Origin of the sequence: Streptomyces sp. NPDC001222 (assembly GCF_042896945.1) — a bacterium.
In the GTDB taxonomy this organism is placed as follows: Bacteria; Actinomycetota; Actinomycetes; order Streptomycetales; family Streptomycetaceae; genus Streptomyces; species Streptomyces gibsoniae.
The window spans coordinates 130577-148433 of the sequence record NZ_JBIAXT010000014.1; the positions used below are offsets into that span (position 1 = coordinate 130577).

The following is a 17857-nucleotide window of genomic DNA, read 5'->3' on the forward strand; positions in this document are numbered from 1 at the left end:
GGGCCCCGCCCCGCTCACGCCTTGTCATAGGCGGACCGCGCCCTGAGGTGGCCGACGGCGGTGAGCCCGACGCACCAGGCCACCGCGACGACCCCGCTGTTCCCGATCGCCGTGCCCGTCAACAGGCCCCGCAGGGTCTCGGTGACCGGGGTGAAGGGCTGGTACTCGGCGAACCAGCGCACGGCCGTCGGCATGGAGTCCGTGGGGACGATGGCACTGCCGAGGAAGGGCAGGAAGGTCAGCGGGAAGGGGGCGTTGCTGGCCGCCTCCACCGTCTTGGCCCGCAGGCCCATCCCGGCCGCCACCGTGGTCAGGGCCACGATGACCAGAGTCAGCAGTCCGGCCGTGGCGAGCCACTCCAGGGGCGTGGCGTCGGGGCGGAACCCGATGAGCAGGGCGGCGCCGACCACGAGGACGACGCTCAGCAGGGTCTGGACGACACCGCCGAGGACATGGCCGTTCAGCACGGCCGCGCGGGAGATCGACAGGGTGCGGAAGCGGTTGATGATGCCTTCGGTCATGTCGGAGCAGACGGACACCGCCACCGAGACCGAGCCGTAGGTGGTGGCCATGAGGATGATGCCGGGCGCCACGTAGTCGACGTAGTGGCCGTGGGCACCGGGGGCGACCCCGGCGCCGAGGGCGTTGCCGAAGACGTAGACGAACAGCAGCAGCATGACGACCGGGATCGCGACAACTGGTCGACGGTGGGCGTGGCCCTGTTCATCACCGTGGTCCTGCTGCTCCAGGCCTGCTTCCGACACGCGCGCCCGTAACGCCGCGCAGCCGGTCAGCGCGAGGGAGGTGAGCGCGAAGGGCACGAACAGCATCCACGACGGCCCAGGGGAGGTGAGGCCGCCGGCGGGCGACGAGCGCGCCGACGGCGACCACGGCAGGCGATCCCCCGGTGGGCAGCCAGTTGGGGGTGGCAGTTGGTTTCAATCGATACCGTATCGAATGAGTGTATGACTGTTAATGTGTCCCTATGGCCGCTGACCCTTCTCACCAGCCCCCCGCCTCGCGCGCGACCGACCGCCCCGGGGACGAATCGCCCTTCGCTCTCGGGTTGCTGCTGCGCCGGGCGCACTGGCACGCGGCCGCTGTCATGGGGGAGGCCCTTCGGCCCCTCGGTGTCGAGTTGCGGCACTTCGCCGTGCTGATCGTCCTGGTCAACCACGGGCCCACGGTGCAGCGGGACCTGGTGGCGGCGACGGGATCGGACAAGGCCGGAATCATGCGGGTCGTCGACGACCTGGAGCGCATGGGGCTGGCCGTACGCAAAGCCGTTCCGGGGGACCGGCGGGTGCGGGCGGTGGAGATCACCCCTCAGGGTGTCGAGCTCTTCGATGCGGCACATGTGGCGGCGGAGCCGCTGGCTGAGCGTCTGGTCGCCGAACTGGGGCCCGGCGAGTCCGAGCGGCTGAGGGATCTGCTGACCCGGTTCACCTATCCGGCAGGGGATGAGGGATGAACGCGCTCCGTGACGAGGGATGAACGCGCTCCGTCACGTCGACGCGTGTCCCGCTGACATGGCGAACCCCCGGCGCGCTCGGCGCCGGGGGTTTCGGTCGTCAGGACGCCGTGTGACGTCCTGCGGCGAGGCGTCACACGGCTGCTGCTGCCTGGCGGTTACGCGGCGAGGCGTGCCGTGAGTGACTTGGCCTTGGCGGTCGCGTCCTCGAAGGCGCGCTTGCGGGAAGCCTCGTAGAGGGGGACCAGCTCTGCCATGGCCGCGCTGCGGGGAGCCATGGTGAGTTCCGGGACGATGAAGTCGAGGTCCAGGCCCAGGGTGCCCTGGAGGACGGCCTCCAGGTAGTTCTGTACGAACTCGTAGCCCTCGCGCGGGGTGCCCGGGGCATAGGAGCCGCCGCGGCTGGCGACGACGACGACCGGGGTGCCCTGGGCGGAGGGGGTCTCGCCCGCGGTGCGGCCGAGCAGGAGCACGCTGTCCAGCCACGACTTGAGGGTCGAGGGGATCGAGAAGTTGTACATGGGGGCGCCGATCAGGACGGCGTCCGCCTGCTCCAGTTCCTCGATGAGCTTCACACGTGCGGCGAACGCGGCGGACTGCTCCGGGGTGTGCTCGGACGGGGCGGCGTATCCGGCGGACCAGGCGTCGGCGGTGATGTGCGGAACGGGGTCGGCGGCGAGGTCGCGGTAGATCACCGTGCCCGCCGGGTGCTGCTCCTCCCACGTCCTGCGGAAGGCGGCCGTGACCGAACGGGACGAGGACGCCTCGCCGGGGAAGACGGACGAGTCGATGTGCAGCAGCGTGGCCATGGGCTCTCTCCAAGGTGCGGTGCCCGAGGCGGGGAGCCAGGGGCTGGGGGTTCGGCAGCTGAGATCGTTTCAGATAATACGGTATCGAATGATACCGTTGCAGGTGTGTACGGCGAAGACGCACAGGTCGAGTGGATGGAGGCAGGCGATCATGGACGTCTACGAGGCGGTCACGAGCCGACGAGCGGTGCGCGGGTTCACCGACCGTCCTGTTCCGAGGGAGACGCTGGAGCGTGTTCTGTCCGCCGCGGCCTGGGCGCCGTCCGCATCGAACATCCAGCCGTGGCGCGCGTACGTGGTGACCGGCGCCCCACTGGCCGAGATCAAGAAGCGCGCCGGTGAGCGCCTGGCCTCCGGTGACTCCTGGGACGAGCCGGAGTACGAGCAGTACCCGCCCGCGCTGAAGTCCCCCTACCGCGAGCGCCGGTCCGCCTTCGGGCAGCAGCGCTACGGCGCACTCGGTATCCCGCGCGAGGACCTGGAGGCCCGGCAGAGGGCCGCTTCCGCGAACTGGGACTGTTTCGGCGCGCCCGCCGCCCTGTTCTGCTACATCGACCGTGACCTGGGCCGGCCCCAGTGGTCCGACGTCGGCATGTATCTGCAGACCGTCATGCTTCTGCTGCGCGCCGAAGGGCTGCACAGCTGTCCGCAGATGGCCTGGGCGAAGTTCCACAAGACCGTCGGGGAGGTCCTCTCACCCCCGGAGGGACTCATTCTCTTCTGCGGCATGTCGATCGGATTCGAAGACGTCTCGGCCGGTGACGCTCGCATAGGCCGGGCCCCGCTCGACGAGACGGTCACTTTCGTCGACGGCCTCTGACGCCCCTCTCCTCGAGCACCTGCTTCGAGGGGAACCGAAGCAGCCCGTCGCGCACTGCTCGGCAGAAGAACAGATGCCCTCGCCACGTGTCGTGGCGAGGGCATCCGGCGTCGATCAGCTGTGCCGACGGTGTGCCTCGGGCCCGTCTGTGCCCGGGAGACAAGACCGCACCCGGACCGTCATGGACGCCGTTCTCGGCGGCCTGCGGACCGGGTGCGGACTCGGAGACACTGCAACCAAGGGAATCGCAGGTCAAAGGACATGATCGAAGATCAGGCCTTCTTGGTCTCCCAGAAGATCTTGTCGATCTGGGCGATGTAGTCCAGAGCCTTCTGGCCCGTCGCCGGGTCCGTCGACGCCTTGGCGGCCGAGAGGGCCTTCAGGGTGTCGTTGACCAGCTGGTGCAGCTCCGGGTACTTCTCGAAGTGCGGGGCCTTGAAGTAGTCGCTCCACAGCACCGAGACGTGGTGCTTGGCGAGCTCGGCGCGCTGCTCCTTGATGACAATGGCGCGAGCCTGGAAGTGCGGGTCGTCGTTTGCGGCCATCTTCTCCTGCACGGCCTTCACCGACTCCGCCTCGATGCGGGCCTGGGCCGGGTCATAGACGCCACAGGGCAGGTCGCAGTGGGCGCTGACCTTGACCTTGGGGGCAAACAGGCGGGAGAGCATGAAGCTGTCCTTCCTCGTGATCGTCTTCTCAGGTGGGACATTACTCCGTAGGGGACGGGTTTTCGCGAGTGCCCCCATGGGCTTACGACAAAAGTCCAGGGTGAAACTGGGACTGGTGGAGGATCGGACCGGGGAGGTGCCGGTGATGCCGGAGCTGTCGCAGGAGATCGAGCGCACGAGGGCCCTGCTGCCGTTCGGGGTGGCGGAGGTGAGGGGACCGTCCATGGTGCCGACGCTGCACCACGGGGACCAGCTGCTGGTCCGGTACGGGGCGCGGGTACGCCCGGGTGACGTGATCGTCCTGCGGCATCCCTTCCAGCAGGACCTGCTGGTCGTCAAGCGCGCCGTGGAACGGCGCGAGGGCGGCTGGTGGGTGCTCGGCGACAATTCGTACGCCGGCGGGGACAGCACCGACTACGGCACCGTTCCCGAGGATCTGGTCCTCGGGAGGGTGTGGCTGCGCTACCGGCCGCTCAAGGAGGGTCAGCGCTCGCCGCTCACGGTGGCGCGCTGGGCGCTCACGGCGGCCCGGCCCGTGCTGGGCGACCGGTCGGCCTCCAGGCGCTTGCGGGCGCGGTAGGCGGCCACGTTCGCGCGGGTGGCGCAGCGGTCCGAGCAGTACCGCCGGGAGCGGTTGGTCGAGGTGTCGAGGTAGGCGTTACGGCACGGCGCCGCCTCGCACAGGCCCAGGCGGTCCACGCCGTACTCGGTGAGATGGAAGGCGAGACCCATCGCCGCGATCGCCGCGAAGCCCGCGGTCGCGTTCGACGGGTGGTCCGCGAGGTGCATGTGCCACAGCGGGCGGCCGTCCTCGTCCCGGTGGTCGTGCCCGGAGATCTGCGGGCTCACCGGGAACTCCAGGAGCAGGGAGTTCAGCAGGTCAACCGCGAGTGTCTCGTCGCCCTGGTCCGCCGCCTCGAAGACCGCGCGCAGCCGGGCCCGGACCGAGCGGAAACGGGTCACATCGGCGTCGGTGGCGCGGCGGGCCGCGGACTGGTTGACGCCGAAGAGGTCGCGCACGGCCTCCACCGAGGTGAGCGAGTCCTTGCCCCGGACCGGCTCCTCGCTGTTCACGAGGCGTACGGCGAAATCCGAGTAATAGGCCAGTTCCACTTGTAGTCCTTACCGTGGCGCTCTATGGTCGTCGACGAGGTCGGGTAACAGACGATCGTGCATCAAGGGTATTACGTGACGGGGACGACGGAGGCTCGCGATGGCGGACACGGACATCACGGCGGGGACCGACTGGGGCGCCTGGCAGGAGAGCTGGGACCGCCAGCAGGAGTGGTACATGCCCGATCGCGAGGACCGCTTCCGGATCATGCTCGACATGGTCGAGGTGTTCGTGGGCGACACGCCCCGCGTCCTGGATCTCGCCTGCGGCACCGGAAGCATCACCGCCCGGCTGCTCGCCCGCTTCCCCGCGGCCACCAGCACCGGCGTGGACCTCGACCCCGCGCTGCTGACCATCGCCCGCGGCACGTTCCGGGATGACGACCGGGTCACCCTCGTCGAGGCCGACCTCAAGGACCCCGACTGGCCGGCGCGTCTGCCGCACGACACGTACGACGCGGTCCTCACCGCCACGGCCCTCCACTGGCTGCGGACCGACCCCCTCCAGGCCCTCTACGGCCGGATCGCGGAACTCGTCCGCCCCGGCGGCGTCTTCATGAACGCCGACCACATGATCGACGACACCACGCCCCGGATCAACGCGGCCGAGCGGGCGCACCGGCGCGAGCGCGGGGAGCGTGCCCTGCGCGACGGCGCCCTCGACTGGGCCGACTGGTGGGAGCTCGCGGCGAAGGACCCGGTGCTCGCCGCGCCGACCACCCGCCGCTTCGAGATCTACGGCGAGCACGCCGACGGCGAGACGCCCTCCGCCGCATGGCACGCGCGTGTGCTGCGCGAGAAGGGCTTCGCCGAGGCCCGCCCGGTGTGGTGCTCGCCGTCGGACACGCTGCTGCTCGCGCTCAAGTAGCGCGTACGCGGAAGGGGCGGTACGGGAGATCCGCACCGCCCCTTCGCGACGTACCGTCGCAACGCCCGTACCGCTAGAGCACCTTGGACAGGAACGACTGCGTCCGCTCGTGCTGGGGGTTCGTCAGAACATCCCGCGGGTTGCCCGACTCGACCACCACGCCGCCGTCCATGAAGACGAGCGAGTCGCCCACCTCGCGGGCGAAGCCCATCTCGTGGGTGACGACGACCATCGTCATGCCGGACTCGGCGAGGTCGCGCATCACGTCGAGGACGTCGCCGACCAGCTCCGGGTCGAGAGCCGAGGTCGGCTCGTCGAACAGCATCAGCTTCGGGTCCATCGCGAGGGCACGCGCGATGGCCACACGCTGCTGCTGGCCGCCGGAGAGCTGCGAGGGGTAGTGCCCCGCCCGGTCCGCGAGCCCGACGCGCTCCAGCAGCTGCATCGCGCTCTCCCTGGCCTCGGCCTTGCTCACGCCCTTGACCTGGACCGGCGCCTCGATGACGTTCTCCAGGGCGGTCATGTGCGGGAACAGGTTGAAGCGCTGGAAGACCATGCCGATGTCCCGGCGCTTCATCGCGACCTCGCGGTCGCGCAGCTCGTACAGCCTGTCGCCCTGCTGCCGGTAGCCGACCAGCTCGCCGTCCACGTACAGCCGGCCCGCGTTGATCTTCTCCAGGTGGTTGATGCACCGCAGGAACGTCGACTTGCCGGAACCGGAGGGTCCGATGAGGCAGAACACCTCGCCGGACCGCACCTCCAGGTCGATGCCCTTGAGGACCTCCACCGCCCCGAAGGACTTGTGGACACCCTCGGCCTTGACCATGGGGACTGCCGTGTCCTTCACGGGAGCGTCGTTCTTCGTGAGGTTCTCGGTCATGCCACGGCTCCCTTCGGACGGCCGATGGAGAACATGTTGGCTTTGACCTTCTGCCACGGGGTCGGCGGCAGCTGACGGCTGGAGCCGCGCGCGTAGTACCGCTCGATGTAGTACTGCCCCACGCTGAGCACCGACGTCATGATCAGGTACCAGGCCGCGGCGAGGAAGTACATCTCCACCGGGGCGCCCGAGGTCTGGCCGATGTCCTGGGCGTAGCGGAAGAGTTCGGGGAACTGGACGGCCGCCACGAGCGAGGTCGTCTTCAGCATGTTGATCACTTCATTGCCGGTCGGCGGCACGATCACCCGCATCGCCTGCGGAATGATGATCCGGCGCAGTGTCCTGCTGTGGCTCATGCCCAGCGCGTGCGCCGCCTCCGTCTGCCCCTCGTCCACGGCGAGCAGGCCGGCCCGGCAGATCTCGGCCATGTACGCCGCCTCGTTCAGACCCAGGCCGAGCAGCGCCGTCAGCAGCGGCGTCATGAAGTTCGACCAGTAGTCCTTGTAGAACGGCATGAGGTTGATGTACTCGAAGACCAGGCCCAGGTTGAACCAGAGGAAGAGCTGGACCAGGACCGGGGTCCCGCGGAAGAACCAGATGTAGAACCAGGCGACGGACGAGGTCACCGGGTTCTTCGACAGCCGCATCACCGCGAGCACGATGCCGCCGACGATGCCGATCAGCATGGACAGGACCGTCAGCATGAGGGTCTTGCCCACACCCGTCAGGATGCGGTGGTCGAAGAAGTAGTCCGGTACGGCGTGCCAGTTGATCTTGCCCTGGCCGAACGCGTAGATGATCGCGACGAGGAGCGCGATCGCGATGAGAGCGGAGACGTACCGCCCGTAGTGCCTGACCGGAACGGCCTTGATGGCCTCCGCGCCGGCCGAGGGGGTGTCCTGGGGGTCCGCCGTCTTGTCGACGTCAACAGTCACGGGTCTTGCCTTTCAGTGGCCGCGGAGCCGCGGTCACTTGCCGCCGTTGATGACGGATTCCTTCGAGGCACCGTCCTCGGCACCCCACTTCGTGAGGATCTTCTGGTACTCGCCGCTCTTGATGAGCGCGTTCACCGCGGCCTGAAGGGCGTCCCGCAGCTGGGTGTTCTCCTTGGAGACCGCGATGCCGTACGGGGCGGCCTCGACCTGGTCGCCGACGAGCTGGAAGTCCTTGCCGCCGCCCGAGGTCTTCACCGCGTACGCGGCCACCGGGAAGTCGGAGGACGCGGCGTCGGCACCGCCGGAACGCAGCCGGGTCTGGGCCTGCTGGTCGTCGTCGAAGGCCTCGATGGTGATCTTCTTGCCACCCGTGCACTTCTTGGTCTCGGTCTTGGCGAGGTCCTCCGACACGGTGCCGCGCTCCACGGCGAGCTTCTTGCCGCACAGGTCCGACCAGGTGGCGATGGAGCCGGTGTCGCCCTTGCGCGTGTAGATCGAGACACCCGCGGTCAGGTAGTCGACGAAGTCGACGCCCTCGCCGACCTTCTTGCCGGTGTCGGGGTCGACACCGTCCTGGCGGCTCTTGTTGTCGGTCATCGCGGACATCGCGATGTCATAGCGCTTGGAGCGGATACCGGTGAGCAGAGCGTCGAACGTGCCGTTCTCGAACTCGAACTTCACGCCGAGCTGCTTGCCCATGGCGTCGGCGAGGTCGGGGTCCAGGCCCGCCGTCTTGCCGGAGGCGTCCTTGAACTCCACCGGCGCGTAGGCGATGTCCGAGCCGACCTTGACGACGCCCGCCTGACGGATCGACGCCGGGAGCTTGCCGGCCAGCGGGGCGGACGCCACGGACGTGCTGCCCGTGGGGTTGCTGTCGTTGTTCTTCGTCTGGTCACCGCAGCCGGTGAGCACGAGGGTGCCGGCGACCGCGACGGCGCCGACCGCGGCTATCCGGGAGCGCATGGCGGTCGCACGACGGGTGGAGCTTGCGGTCATGGTGGGTTCCTCCGGCGGGACGAGTGATGCCGATGGTCGACGAGAGCACACACCGTTGGGTGTCGCGACCTCGTGTGGTTGAGGCATCTTGCCATTGGGCCGCTCATATTCAGGGGCGTCGCCATGTCAAAATCGCATAACGGGCGACCCCCGAACCGCGCTCGGAGTGTGGATCAGGGCCGGGCTTTTGCGGGAATCGATCCTTCCGAGCGGAAGATCTTCGGCAGTTCGCACGATGCGCGCGACCGCGGCGGTGCAGCCTGGGGCCTGAGGAGACATGCCGGAGACTTGTCCATATTTCCAGCCATGAGTCATCTCACCGGCGTGTGACCTTAGCTTTATGGACTCGTCCGGGACACCATCCGTCCGGTAAGAAGGTGCATTACACCCCTCATCAGGGGCTCAGGGCGCGTGTGCGGCGCGCCCGTCGCGTGTGTACCCGTACGCATCACTCAACTGGGTCGCACGCGGTGCCCGCCCACCCCTCACCAGGAGTGGTCACCCTCAAACCATGCATACCTAAGGGGTACGACACAGTGGCAGCGGAGATCGTCAATCCTCGCAGCGACAACGGCGCGGATCAGGACGGTGGGGGCGAACCCCACGATTCCTTCGATCCGGCGTTCGCGCTGCACCGCGGTGGCAAGATGGCCGTGCAGGCCACCGTGCCAATCCGCGACAAGGACGACCTGTCCCTTGCGTACACGCCCGGGGTCGCCCGGGTGTGCACCGCCATCGCGGAGCGGCCGGAGCTGGTCCACGACTACACATGGAAGTCCTCCGTCGTCGCCGTGGTGACGGACGGCACGGCCGTGCTCGGACTCGGTGACATCGGTCCCGAGGCCTCCCTCCCGGTCATGGAGGGCAAGGCGATCCTGTTCAAGCAGTTCGGCGGGGTGGACGCGGTCCCGATCGCCCTGGACTGCACGGACGTGGACGAGATCGTCGAGACCGTGGCCCGGCTCGCGCCCTCCTTCGGGGGCGTGAACCTGGAGGACATCTCGGCGCCGCGGTGCTTCGAGATCGAGCGCCGGCTCCAGGAGCGGGTGGACATCCCGGTCTTCCACGACGACCAGCACGGCACGGCCGTGGTGACGCTGGCGGCCCTGCGCAACGCCGCGCGGCTGACCGGCAGGGGGCTCGGCGATCTGCGGGCCGTCATCTCGGGCGCCGGAGCGGCGGGTGTCGCCATCGCCAAGATGCTGGTCGAGGCGGGCATCGGCGATGTGGCGGTCGCGGACCGCAAGGGCGTGGTGTCGGCCGACCGGGACGACCTGACGCCGGTCAAGCGGGAACTCGCCGGGTTCACGAACAAGGCGGCCCTCACGGGGTCGCTGGAGCACGCCCTGGAGGGCGCCGACGTCTTCATCGGTGTCTCCGGCGGCACGGTGCCCGAGAAGGCCGTCGCCTCGATGGCTGAGGACGCCTTCGTCTTCGCCATGGCCAACCCCAACCCGGAGATCCACCCGGACGTCGCGCACAAGTACGCGGCCGTGGTGGCGACCGGGCGGTCCGACTTCCCGAACCAGATCAACAACGTGCTGGCGTTCCCCGGCATCTTCGCCGGCGCGCTGCAGGTGCGGGCGTCCCGGATCACCGAGGGCATGAAGATCGCGGCGGCTGAGGCGCTGGCGTCGGTCGTCGGTGACGACCTGGCGGCCGACTACGTGATCCCGTCGCCCTTCGACGAGCGGGTGGCCCCGGCGGTGACGGCGGCCGTGGCCGCCGCCGCGCGGGCCGAGGGTGTCGCACGACGCTGACGTCGCGTCGGGCGGGCGGGGTCGTGCGACCCGCCCGCCCGCGCTCTGCGGTTCGCGTTTCGTCCTGTAGACCTCGGTCGCGAGCCGCGAGGCGCGGCGGTCCGGAGAAGGCGTACGCCTCCCGGCGGGACACGCGTCACAGCCGGTCCTGGTTCCGTACGCCCACCGTCGGCCCTATCGTCAAGGTCATGTTCGCTGCCTACGCCGCCCGCATCGACCGCGACCACCCGCTCTCCGGCCTTGAGTTGGGGGAGCGCCCGGCCCCCGAGTCCAGGTCCGGCTGGACGACCGTGAACGTCAGGGCCGCCTCCCTGAACCACCACGACCTCTGGTCCCTCAGGGGTGTCGGTCTCTCCGAGGACAAGCTCCCGATGATCCTCGGCTGTGACGCGGCGGGTGTCGACGAGGACGGCAACGAGGTCGTGCTGCACTCCGTCATCGGCCAGACCGGTCACGGCGTGGGCCCCGGTGAACCCCGATCGATCCTCACCGAGCGCTACCAGGGCACCTTCGCCGAGCAGGTCTCCGTCCCCACCTGGAACCTGCTGCCCAAGCCGAAGCAGCTCTCCTTCGAGGAGGCAGCCTGCCTCCCGACCGCCTGGCTGACGGCCTACCGCATGCTCTTCACCAACGCCGGTGTACGCCCCGGGGACTCGGTCCTCGTCCAGGGCGCGGGCGGCGGTGTCGCGACGGCCGCGATCGTGCTCGGCAAGGCGGCCGGGCTGCGGGTCTTCGCCACCAGCCGGGACGAGGCCAAGCGCAAGCGGGCGCTGGAGCTGGGCGCGGTGGAGGCCCTGGAGTCCGGGGCGCGGCTGCCGCAGCGGGTGGACGCCGTGATCGAGACCGTCGGCGCCGCCACCTGGTCCCACTCCGTCAAGTCGCTGCGGCCCGGCGGCACGATCGTCATCTCGGGTGCCACCAGCGGCGACCGGCCCTCCCACGCGGAACTCACGCGCATCTTCTTCCTGGAGCTGAAGGTGGTGGGCTCCACCATGGGCTCGAAGGACGAGCTGGAGGATCTGCTCTCCTTCTGTGCCACCACCGGAGTGCGCCCCGTCATCGACGAGGTGCTTCCGCTCGACCGCGCCCGTGAGGGCTTCGAACGCCTGGAGTCGGGCGACCAGTTCGGCAAGATCGTGCTGACCGCGAACTGACGCTTCCTCGCGTCCCCGTCGATGGCGGGCCGCGAATCCCGTTGCGCCCACGGCGGGCCCGGTACCTTCCGGGCCCGCCGTTCGTGTTTCCACATCCGTGATGTCAACCGGGGTTGACATCTCCCGGCCTGTCAACCTACATTGACATCATGACCGAAGCAACGGATCTCGCCGAGCGCGCGGGCGACCGTGACCCGCGGGTCGGGCTGCGGGCCGTCGCCGCGCTGCGCAGGCTGCTGGAGCAGCTGGAGGCGGTGCAGGTGCGCAGTGCGCGCAACCAGGGCTGGTCGTGGCAGGAGATCGCCGCGGAGCTCGGAGTCAGCAGGCAGGCCGTGCACAAGAAGTACGGGAGGCAGTGATGTTCGAGCGGTTCACCAAGGACGCCCGCGCGGTGGTCACCGGCGCCGTCGAGTACTGCGAACGCACCGGTGAGGAACACGTCGACGAGGCGCATCTGCTGCTCGCACTCCTCGACCGCGAGGGCAGCCGCGCCTCGTTCGCCCTGGCCTCGCTGGGGCTGACGGGGCGGCGCGACGCGGTCGCGCGGGACCTCGCCGAGGCCCGCCGCCGCGGCGGCCTCTCCCGCGCCGACGCGGACGCGCTCGCCGGGCTCGGCATCGATCTCACGGAGATCGTCTCCCGGGTCGAGGAGGCCCATGGGGAGGGCGCCCTGGCCGCGAGCCCACGGGGCGGGGTACGCCGCACGGGGCGGCGTCCGTTCACCCGCGGCGCCAAGGACCTGCTCACCCGGTCCCTGCGCACCGCCCTCGCCCACGGCGACCGGCACATCGGTGACGAGCATCTGCTCCTCGCCCTCACCGTCCGCCCCGGCGTCCCCTCGGAGGTGCTCGCCGACCACGGAGTCACATACACGGCGGTGGAACGGGTGCTGTGGGGCGGGGGAGAGGCGAAGGCCGGCTGAGCCCGCCCGGGCCAGGCCGTGGCACCGGGCCCGGGCGGTGTCGGCGTCAGCTGTTGCGGGCCCGCAGCGTGGCGCCTATGTGGGCCGCCGCCGTCGACAGGTGGCGCCGGGCCTCACGGAGTTGCTCCTCCGTCACACCGTGGTCGCGGGCCGCGTCGCGGATGTCGTCGCGGAAGCGGTCCAGCAGCCGATCGAGAGCCCGGGCCGGGTCGCCCGGGACGTCCTCGTGGGTCCAGGAGGGTTCGTAGGCGGCGGGGAAGTCCTCGGAGGTCGTCGTGTACTCCGGTCCTTCCGCCGCGCCCGTGCGGCCGAAGCCGAAGTCCTTCCCGAACCCCTTGCCGAAGTCCTTTCCGAACTCGCCGAACTCCTTGGCCAGTTCGGTCAGGCCCTCCCGGACGCCCGTCGGCCAGTCGCCGCGTGCGAAGTGGTCCTGCACCTGCTCCTGGACCCGCCGCGCCATGCGCTGGAGCTCCTCCTGCGCCTGGGCGCGCGCCTGTTCCTGGGCCTCCTTGGCCTGGCGGCGGGCCTGCTGGGCCTCCTCGCGGGCCCGCCGGCTCTCGTCCTTGGCGCGCCGGGTCTGCTCCTTCCACTCCTGCTTGACGCGGCGCATCTCCTCCTTGGCGACGCGCCACGCCTCGTTCTCGGCCCGGTCGCCGCGCTGCCCGTAGGACTCCGTGTGCTCCTTGGGGCCCCGGCGGGCCTCGGAGGCCGCGGCCCGCATCTCGCGGCGCAGATCGCCCGCCGCACCCCGGACATCCGCCTGGATCTCGGCGGCCAGCTCCGCCACCGACTCGCGGATCTCCAGCTCCAGGTCGGCCAACTCGGCGCTGCGGTCGGCGAGTTCGGCGCGGCCCGCGTCCGTGATCGCGTACACCTTGCGGCCGCCCTCGGTGGTGTGGGTGACCAGGCCCTCGGCCTCCAGCTTGGCCAGCCGGGGGTAGACGGTGCCGGCGGACGGTGCGTACAGCCCCTGGAAGCGCTCCTCCAGCAGCCGTATCACCTCGTATCCGTGGCGGGGTGCCTCGTCGAGCAGTTTCAGCAGATAGAGCCGCAGTCGTCCATGGGCGAAGACGGGAGCCATGTCAGAGCCCCTTCTGCTCGGTCGGACCGCCGGTCGTGTCGCCGGAGGAACGGCTCGACGGGACGTCGTCGGCCCCGCCGAGGTCATGGCCCGGGTCCGCCTTCTCCTTCGGCGCCGGGTCCCCCGGGCCGGGGGCGTCCCATGGCTCCTCCTCCACGCTCGGGCGGCGCAGGATGGCGATGGAGCCGGAGACCGTGGTCGCCTTCAGCCTGCCGGTGCCCCCGCCGAGGCGGCCAGTGATCTTCTTGGCGCCCCACATGCCGGACACCCGCAGGTCGTCGAAGGCGTTGGACACGGCACCGCTCGCCGTGTTCGCCTCCACCTCCGTGTCCGCCGGGTGCGGCAGACGGATCGCTATCTCCCCCGAGACGTTCGTCAGCCGGGCGTCCGTGGGGCCGCTCGTGGGATCGAGGTCCAGGATGATCGAGCCGCTCACGGAGTCCGCCTTCACCAGCGGGCAGGCGCCCTCGATGACGGTGAGGTCGCCGGAGACCGAGTTGAGCCGCAGTTCGCCGGTGACGCCCTGGGCCTCCACGTTCCCCGAGACGGTGGTCACGTGGACGGGGGCGGTGATGCCGACCAGGGTCGTCTCGCCCGTGACGCCCTTCACGTCGACACCGCCGTCGATGCCCGAGACCACGGCGTTGGACCCGACCGCGCCGACCTCCACGCGGGTGGACGCGGGGACGGCCACGGAGACCACCGCGCTGCGGCGCCAGCCCTTGCGGTCGAGCCACTTGAGGAAGCCCTTCCAGGGAAGGTCGTCGTAGGCCACCGTCAGGGTGCCGCCCTCATGGGTCACCGTGAGCGGGGGGCCCTCGATCTCCGAGATCTCCAGCCGTGCGGAACTCTCGTCCGTGCCCACCACGTTCACCGTTCCGTTGACGGTGCGTACGTGAAGTGCCGTCACGGGGGCGTCGAAGGTGAGCTTGCTCGGCTCTGCGACGGACCACTCGGACATGGGGTGACCTCCTCGGCCGGTGCGGGGCGGCGTACTCGACGGACGTCACCGCGGATGTGGCGACGGCGCGGGGCGAGGTCACCCAACGCGCCATATCGCGTCTTCGTATTCACGATATATCGCGGCTGTCCAAAGTCAAGGCGCCCGTCGTGGGGAACCGCAGGGAGGAGGGTTGACGCTGCCGTTCTGTGGGCGGGCGGGGCGACGGACCGCGGGCGGGGCGACGGCTGTGCGATGCGCGGACGTGCGCCGACGCGGCCGGAGGCGGGCTGTCGCGACACATCGCCTCTGCGGGCGGTGTGTGCAGGGGGCGGGCGGTGCCCCGGAAAGGCGGGAGGATGACCGGGAACGCATGAGGAAGTCAGCCCCGCCGCGCCACGGGCCCGGCGCACCGAGACTCCCCGGGCCGTGACCCCCCGCGCTCCGTGAGCTGCCCCCGTCAACCGGTGCTCTGGTGGCCCCGTCCCCCGTCAACCGGTGCTCTGGTGGCCCCGTCCCCCGGTAGCCCCGCCCCCGTCGGCGTCCCCGGTCGGCCTACTCGTCGTCCTCGTCGTCCAGCCGTGCCAGCCACGTCGCCAGCCGCTCCACCGGCACCTCGAAGTCGGGGTTGAGGTCCACGAACGCGCGCAGCTGCTCGGCGAGCCACTCGAAGGTGACCTCCTCCTCGCCGCGTCGCTTCTCCAGCTCTTCGATGCCACGGTCGGTGAAGTACATGCCTTCAGAATATGCGCCACTTGGCCGGTTAGCGGTCTCGCTCGGGAACCACCCGGGCGGCTAGCCTCGTCGCAGTTCAAGAGCCCTGGACCGACGGCGTGTCGGTGCCCGGGCGAGCGGAGCCGCACAGGGCGGGGGAGCCATGGACGAGACGCTGCGCGAGATCACACTGCCCGGGGGCCAGACGGTGCTGGCGCGGGTGACGCCCGCGCCGGTCGCGGCGAAACCCGGTGGGTACGGCTCGGACGATCTCGACATCGGGGTGGGAAGCCGCGCGGCGGCCAAGCTGGAGCAGCTGGGGGAGCTGATCCAGGGGGTCGGGCAGTCGGTCATGGACGCGGCGCGGTCCGTGCAGCCGGACGAGGCGACCATCACCTTCGGCGTCGAGATCGTCGCCAAGCCCGGCAAGGCGGTCGCCGTGCTCGCCGACGGCGAGGCCAAGGCGTCCCTGGAGGTCAGCCTGGTCTGGAAGCTCGACGAGCGCCGCTTGCGAGCCACCGCGGCGCCTCCCGCGGGCACCGCCGCGCCCACCGCGGGCACCACCGCGGCGTCTCCTGCGGGCACCGCCGCGCCCACCGCGGGCACCACCGCGGCGCCCACCACCAACGCCACCCCCCAGCCCCCCGCGGATGTCTGAGCGGCGCGACGCCCGCCTCGAGCAGCTGATCGAGAACGCCACGGTCCACTTCCACTCCGCGCGCCCGGATGACGAGGCCATGTGGGGCAGCGGCTTTCTCGTCGCTCCGGGCTGGGTGCTGACCTGTGCCCATGTGCTACTCGGCCGGATCGGGGACGGCGGCGAGGAGGAGTTCCGGGTGCGCGGCCCCGGACTGCACGACGGCCGCCCCGTCCGCGCCCGGCTGGAGGAGCGCCTCTACCAGGGGCCCTTCGGTGAGCAGGCCGCCGAGCGGACCAGTCTGCCCGTGGACCAGGACATGGCCCTCGTACGCCTGCTCGACCCTGCCGTGGAGCACGAGTGCGTCTGGCTGAGCGACCGCTCCGACCACCCGCTCGGCGACCACCGGATCGTGTACGGCTACCGGCCCCTCGCCGACGGTGCGGCCCAGGCGTGGAACGGCGAGGCCACGGTGAACGCGCACGACGGGCCGTACGGTCTGCGGCTCGGGCCGAGCAACGAGTTCCCGCCCGGAGTCTCCGGCGGCCCGGTGCTGGACCCGGCCACCGGGGCCGTCGTGGCCGTCATCAAGTGCCGCCGCGGCGACCGGGACGGCGGGCTGTCCATCGCGGTGTCGGTGATGCGCCGGTTCACGGCGTACCACCAGGTGATCGCCGAGCACGACCGATGGCACGAGGAGCGCCGCAGGACGGAGCACAACTGGGTCGCCCGGCAGACGAAGCTGTCCGGGGCGTGGAGCGAGGCCGACTCCGACCAGTGGAGTCCCGTGGACCGCCGCAGGGCGCTCGCGCTGCTGGCGGCGGTCGAGCCCGCCGACGCGCCGCACACCATCACCCAACTGGTGCGCAAGGCGCGCGGTGACGACCCGGCCGGGCGCCCGCACCTGCCCGTCTCCTGGCGGGACGGGCACGGGCAGCTCTACGAGGGGGACCGGCCCCAGGAGGCGTTCGTCCATCTGCGCTACCTGCGCCTGGTCCAGCTGTTCGTGGAGGCCCACGACCCCAAGGACCGCGCCGCCGTCGATCGGCTCGACGCGTGGATATGGGACCGGCTCACCGAGGTCAGACCGGCGGTGCGCACCAATGTCGAGGACGCCGTGCTGCCGCCCGGGCTGCTGCCGTCCGGGCAGCGCAGCGTGGAGCCGTACCCGGGACCGGGCGAGCGCGGTGTGGTGCTGCTGGAACTCGAGCCGCTCGACGAGGACCAGAGCCGTTTCTACTGGACGCTGCGCGTCGACGACGGGGGCGAGAACAGCGACGTACCCCGGTACGGGCAGACCACCGGTCCGGGCGTCGCCGGTGACCGGCTGCGGGACGTGCTCGACGCGCCGCTCGCCCGGGCCTTCGAGTCGGTGGACCGGCCGGAGCAGCCGGCGCCGCTCGAGGTCGCCCTGAACCTCTCGAACTTCGACACCGCTGTGCACACCTGGCAGATCTACGACTCCGCGCCGCTGTGGGACCGGGCGCGCCAGCAGCTTCTAGGCGTACGCCGTCCCGTGGTCATTCGCGACATCGAGCGCCGGGGAGTTCCGGCCGAATCCTGGGGGAGCCGCTGGGCGGAGATGCTCTCCCGTGGGCGGCTGACCGCGAGGAACACCGTCTTCGACGCCGCCACCCTGCACGCCCGCCAGTTCACGGAGATGCCTCCCGGGCAGATCCCCGTGCAGTGCCGACGGGCCGGATCGGGGGCCGGCCGGACGGCGATGCGCCTGGCCCTGGACGCCGGACACGGGGTGGCGCTGTGGCACTCCGGGGACCATCCGGGACACCGGTGCGGATCCCGCTGCGACGATCTGCACCGGTCGACCGCGGGCTTTCTGGCGGAGGTGACCGATCCGGCTGAACTGCCGGACCGTCTCCGCCGTATCAGAGAGAACGTCACCACCGGAAACGGTCACCACTGGGCCGGTGACGTCGCCGTCCTGTACGACGACCCGCGCCGTCCCCTGCCCGCGGAAGAGGGGGTGTTCGACGCCCCATGACTCCCGATGGACACCCGGCGACACCTCAGTACCGCTGTCCGGAAATCGACGGTCGGCTGATTGTGAACGGGTACGTTTTCAGGGGCC

At 70.5% G+C, this 17857-nt stretch carries 20 protein-coding genes; 10 read left to right on the forward strand and 10 right to left on the reverse strand.

What is annotated here, in order from left to right; all coding sequences use genetic code 11:
• Positions 1 to 14: 14 nt before the first annotated feature.
• Entirely contained in the window at positions 15 to 830 is an 816-nt protein-coding gene (locus ACFY2Z_RS20720; RefSeq protein WP_390745564.1) for an ABC transporter permease, read from the reverse strand.
• A gap of 155 nt (positions 831 to 985) precedes the next feature.
• Here ACFY2Z_RS20720 and ACFY2Z_RS20725 point away from each other — a divergent pair, with 155 nt between their 5' ends.
• Entirely contained in the window at positions 986 to 1471 is a 486-nt protein-coding gene (locus tag ACFY2Z_RS20725; RefSeq protein WP_390745565.1) for a MarR family winged helix-turn-helix transcriptional regulator, read from the forward strand.
• 158 nt (positions 1472 to 1629) lie between these two features.
• On the opposite strand, the gene ACFY2Z_RS20730 is transcribed toward ACFY2Z_RS20725, so the two are convergent.
• Positions 1630 to 2280 carry an FMN-dependent NADH-azoreductase gene (locus ACFY2Z_RS20730; protein ID WP_390745566.1) on the reverse strand — a complete coding sequence of 217 codons (651 nt, stop codon included), beginning with the start codon at positions 2278 to 2280 and terminating at the stop codon, positions 1630 to 1632.
• A gap of 151 nt (positions 2281 to 2431) precedes the next feature.
• On the opposite strand from ACFY2Z_RS20730, the gene ACFY2Z_RS20735 reads away from it, so the two are divergent.
• Positions 2432 to 3100: a nitroreductase gene (locus ACFY2Z_RS20735; RefSeq protein WP_390745567.1), complete on the forward strand. Its 669-nt coding sequence runs from the start codon at positions 2432 to 2434 to the stop codon at positions 3098 to 3100.
• Positions 3101 to 3372: 272 nt separating this feature from the next.
• On the opposite strand, the gene sodN is transcribed toward ACFY2Z_RS20735, so the two are convergent.
• Positions 3373 to 3768 (reverse strand): superoxide dismutase, Ni, encoded by a 396-nt coding sequence (gene sodN, locus ACFY2Z_RS20740; RefSeq protein WP_252422631.1) that lies wholly within the window; start codon positions 3766 to 3768, stop codon positions 3373 to 3375.
• Positions 3769 to 3913: 145 nt separating this feature from the next.
• Here sodN and sodX point away from each other — a divergent pair, with 145 nt between their 5' ends.
• Complete coding sequence (gene sodX, locus ACFY2Z_RS20745; RefSeq protein WP_390745621.1) at positions 3914 to 4348, forward strand: nickel-type superoxide dismutase maturation protease; 435 nt, start codon at positions 3914 to 3916, stop codon at positions 4346 to 4348.
• Here sodX and ACFY2Z_RS20750 read toward each other — a convergent pair.
• Positions 4252 to 4881, reverse strand: a complete 630-nt coding sequence (locus ACFY2Z_RS20750; protein ID WP_390745568.1) for a CGNR zinc finger domain-containing protein — start codon at positions 4879 to 4881, stop codon at positions 4252 to 4254. The genes sodX and ACFY2Z_RS20750 overlap by 97 nt on opposite strands.
• A 100-nt stretch (positions 4882 to 4981) precedes the next feature.
• On the opposite strand from ACFY2Z_RS20750, the gene ACFY2Z_RS20755 reads away from it, so the two are divergent.
• Positions 4982 to 5749: a class I SAM-dependent methyltransferase gene (locus tag ACFY2Z_RS20755; RefSeq protein ID WP_390745569.1), complete on the forward strand. Its 768-nt coding sequence runs from the start codon at positions 4982 to 4984 to the stop codon at positions 5747 to 5749.
• Positions 5750 to 5822: 73 nt separating this feature from the next.
• Here ACFY2Z_RS20755 and ACFY2Z_RS20760 read toward each other — a convergent pair whose 3' ends face one another.
• Genes ACFY2Z_RS20760 through ACFY2Z_RS20770 form a run of 3 tightly spaced genes read right to left on the reverse strand, consistent with a single transcriptional unit; the run spans position 5823 to position 8560 of the window.
• The gene (locus tag ACFY2Z_RS20760) at positions 5823 to 6575 is read right to left on the reverse strand and encodes an amino acid ABC transporter ATP-binding protein (RefSeq protein ID WP_390745622.1); all 753 of its coding nucleotides are present in this window, start codon (positions 6573 to 6575) and stop codon (positions 5823 to 5825) included.
• A 50-nt stretch (positions 6576 to 6625) separates the two neighbouring features.
• Positions 6626 to 7564 (reverse strand): amino acid ABC transporter permease, encoded by a 939-nt coding sequence (locus ACFY2Z_RS20765; RefSeq protein ID WP_390745570.1) that lies wholly within the window; start codon positions 7562 to 7564, stop codon positions 6626 to 6628.
• A 33-nt stretch (positions 7565 to 7597) separates the two neighbouring features.
• Positions 7598 to 8560, reverse strand: coding sequence for an ABC transporter substrate-binding protein (locus ACFY2Z_RS20770; protein ID WP_390745571.1), 963 nt, complete (start codon positions 8558 to 8560; stop codon positions 7598 to 7600).
• 536 nt (positions 8561 to 9096) lie between these two features.
• On the opposite strand from ACFY2Z_RS20770, the gene ACFY2Z_RS20775 reads away from it, so the two are divergent.
• The 4 genes from ACFY2Z_RS20775 to ACFY2Z_RS20790 all read left to right on the forward strand — a co-directional run bounded on the left by ACFY2Z_RS20775 (position 9097) and on the right by ACFY2Z_RS20790 (position 12396).
• Positions 9097 to 10320 carry an NADP-dependent malic enzyme gene (locus tag ACFY2Z_RS20775; protein WP_390745572.1) on the forward strand — a complete coding sequence of 408 codons (1224 nt, stop codon included), beginning with the start codon at positions 9097 to 9099 and terminating at the stop codon, positions 10318 to 10320.
• A 188-nt stretch (positions 10321 to 10508) separates the two neighbouring features.
• Positions 10509 to 11474, forward strand: a complete 966-nt coding sequence (locus ACFY2Z_RS20780; protein ID WP_388974711.1) for a zinc-binding dehydrogenase — start codon at positions 10509 to 10511, stop codon at positions 11472 to 11474.
• A 149-nt stretch (positions 11475 to 11623) separates the two neighbouring features.
• Positions 11624 to 11833: a helix-turn-helix domain-containing protein gene (locus tag ACFY2Z_RS20785; RefSeq protein WP_018571396.1), complete on the forward strand. Its 210-nt coding sequence runs from the start codon at positions 11624 to 11626 to the stop codon at positions 11831 to 11833.
• Positions 11833 to 12396, forward strand: a complete 564-nt coding sequence (locus ACFY2Z_RS20790; protein ID WP_390745573.1) for a Clp protease N-terminal domain-containing protein — start codon at positions 11833 to 11835, stop codon at positions 12394 to 12396. The genes ACFY2Z_RS20785 and ACFY2Z_RS20790 overlap by 1 nt, the downstream gene beginning before the upstream one ends.
• 46 nt (positions 12397 to 12442) lie before the next feature.
• Here ACFY2Z_RS20790 and ACFY2Z_RS20795 read toward each other — a convergent pair whose 3' ends face one another.
• The 3 genes from ACFY2Z_RS20795 to ACFY2Z_RS20805 form a co-directional block, all read right to left on the reverse strand.
• A complete protein-coding gene (locus tag ACFY2Z_RS20795) occupies positions 12443 to 13477 on the reverse strand; it encodes a helix-turn-helix transcriptional regulator (RefSeq protein WP_390745574.1) in 1035 nt (344 codons plus the stop codon).
• A 1-nt stretch (position 13478) separates the two neighbouring features.
• A complete protein-coding gene (locus ACFY2Z_RS20800; RefSeq protein WP_390745575.1) occupies positions 13479 to 14438 on the reverse strand; it encodes a DUF4097 domain-containing protein in 960 nt (319 codons plus the stop codon).
• Positions 14439 to 14972: 534 nt separating this feature from the next.
• Positions 14973 to 15152, reverse strand: coding sequence for a DUF6104 family protein (locus ACFY2Z_RS20805; RefSeq protein WP_153482227.1), 180 nt, complete (start codon positions 15150 to 15152; stop codon positions 14973 to 14975).
• A gap of 142 nt (positions 15153 to 15294) precedes the next feature.
• On the opposite strand from ACFY2Z_RS20805, the gene ACFY2Z_RS20810 reads away from it, so the two are divergent.
• Both ACFY2Z_RS20810 and ACFY2Z_RS20815 read left to right on the forward strand, forming a co-directional pair.
• A complete protein-coding gene (locus ACFY2Z_RS20810) occupies positions 15295 to 15789 on the forward strand; it encodes a CU044_2847 family protein (protein WP_390745576.1) in 495 nt (164 codons plus the stop codon).
• The gene (locus ACFY2Z_RS20815; RefSeq protein ID WP_390745577.1) at positions 15782 to 17770 is read left to right on the forward strand and encodes a trypsin-like peptidase domain-containing protein; all 1989 of its coding nucleotides are present in this window, start codon (positions 15782 to 15784) and stop codon (positions 17768 to 17770) included. The genes ACFY2Z_RS20810 and ACFY2Z_RS20815 overlap by 8 nt, the downstream gene beginning before the upstream one ends.
• Positions 17771 to 17857: the final 87 nt, after the last annotated feature.

What these genes read in the sequence shown, in the direction of transcription:
- ACFY2Z_RS20770 (WP_390745571.1), bottom strand. Translation starts at nt 8,560, where the DNA reads ATGACCGCAAGCTCCACCCGTCGTGCGACCGCCATGCGCTCCCGGATA.
- ACFY2Z_RS20755 (WP_390745569.1), top strand. Translation starts at nt 4,982, where the DNA reads ATGGCGGACACGGACATCACGGCGGGGACCGACTGGGGCGCCTGGCAG.
- ACFY2Z_RS20800 (WP_390745575.1), bottom strand. Translation starts at nt 14,438, where the DNA reads ATGTCCGAGTGGTCCGTCGCAGAGCCGAGCAAGCTCACCTTCGACGCC.
- ACFY2Z_RS20805 (WP_153482227.1), bottom strand. Translation starts at nt 15,152, where the DNA reads ATGTACTTCACCGACCGTGGCATCGAAGAGCTGGAGAAGCGACGCGGC.
- ACFY2Z_RS20790 (WP_390745573.1), top strand. Translation starts at nt 11,833, where the DNA reads ATGTTCGAGCGGTTCACCAAGGACGCCCGCGCGGTGGTCACCGGCGCC.
- ACFY2Z_RS20725 (WP_390745565.1), top strand. Translation starts at nt 986, where the DNA reads ATGGCCGCTGACCCTTCTCACCAGCCCCCCGCCTCGCGCGCGACCGAC.
- ACFY2Z_RS20785 (WP_018571396.1), top strand. Translation starts at nt 11,624, where the DNA reads ATGACCGAAGCAACGGATCTCGCCGAGCGCGCGGGCGACCGTGACCCG.
- ACFY2Z_RS20735 (WP_390745567.1), top strand. Translation starts at nt 2,432, where the DNA reads ATGGACGTCTACGAGGCGGTCACGAGCCGACGAGCGGTGCGCGGGTTC.
- ACFY2Z_RS20720 (WP_390745564.1), bottom strand. Translation starts at nt 830, where the DNA reads ATGCTGTTCGTGCCCTTCGCGCTCACCTCCCTCGCGCTGACCGGCTGC.
- sodX (WP_390745621.1), top strand. Translation starts at nt 3,914, where the DNA reads ATGCCGGAGCTGTCGCAGGAGATCGAGCGCACGAGGGCCCTGCTGCCG.
- ACFY2Z_RS20810 (WP_390745576.1), top strand. Translation starts at nt 15,295, where the DNA reads ATGGACGAGACGCTGCGCGAGATCACACTGCCCGGGGGCCAGACGGTG.
- ACFY2Z_RS20815 (WP_390745577.1), top strand. Translation starts at nt 15,782, where the DNA reads ATGTCTGAGCGGCGCGACGCCCGCCTCGAGCAGCTGATCGAGAACGCC.
- ACFY2Z_RS20795 (WP_390745574.1), bottom strand. Translation starts at nt 13,477, where the DNA reads ATGGCTCCCGTCTTCGCCCATGGACGACTGCGGCTCTATCTGCTGAAA.
- ACFY2Z_RS20730 (WP_390745566.1), bottom strand. Translation starts at nt 2,280, where the DNA reads ATGGCCACGCTGCTGCACATCGACTCGTCCGTCTTCCCCGGCGAGGCG.
- ACFY2Z_RS20780 (WP_388974711.1), top strand. Translation starts at nt 10,509, where the DNA reads ATGTTCGCTGCCTACGCCGCCCGCATCGACCGCGACCACCCGCTCTCC.
- ACFY2Z_RS20760 (WP_390745622.1), bottom strand. Translation starts at nt 6,575, where the DNA reads ATGGTCAAGGCCGAGGGTGTCCACAAGTCCTTCGGGGCGGTGGAGGTC.
- sodN (WP_252422631.1), bottom strand. Translation starts at nt 3,768, where the DNA reads ATGCTCTCCCGCCTGTTTGCCCCCAAGGTCAAGGTCAGCGCCCACTGC.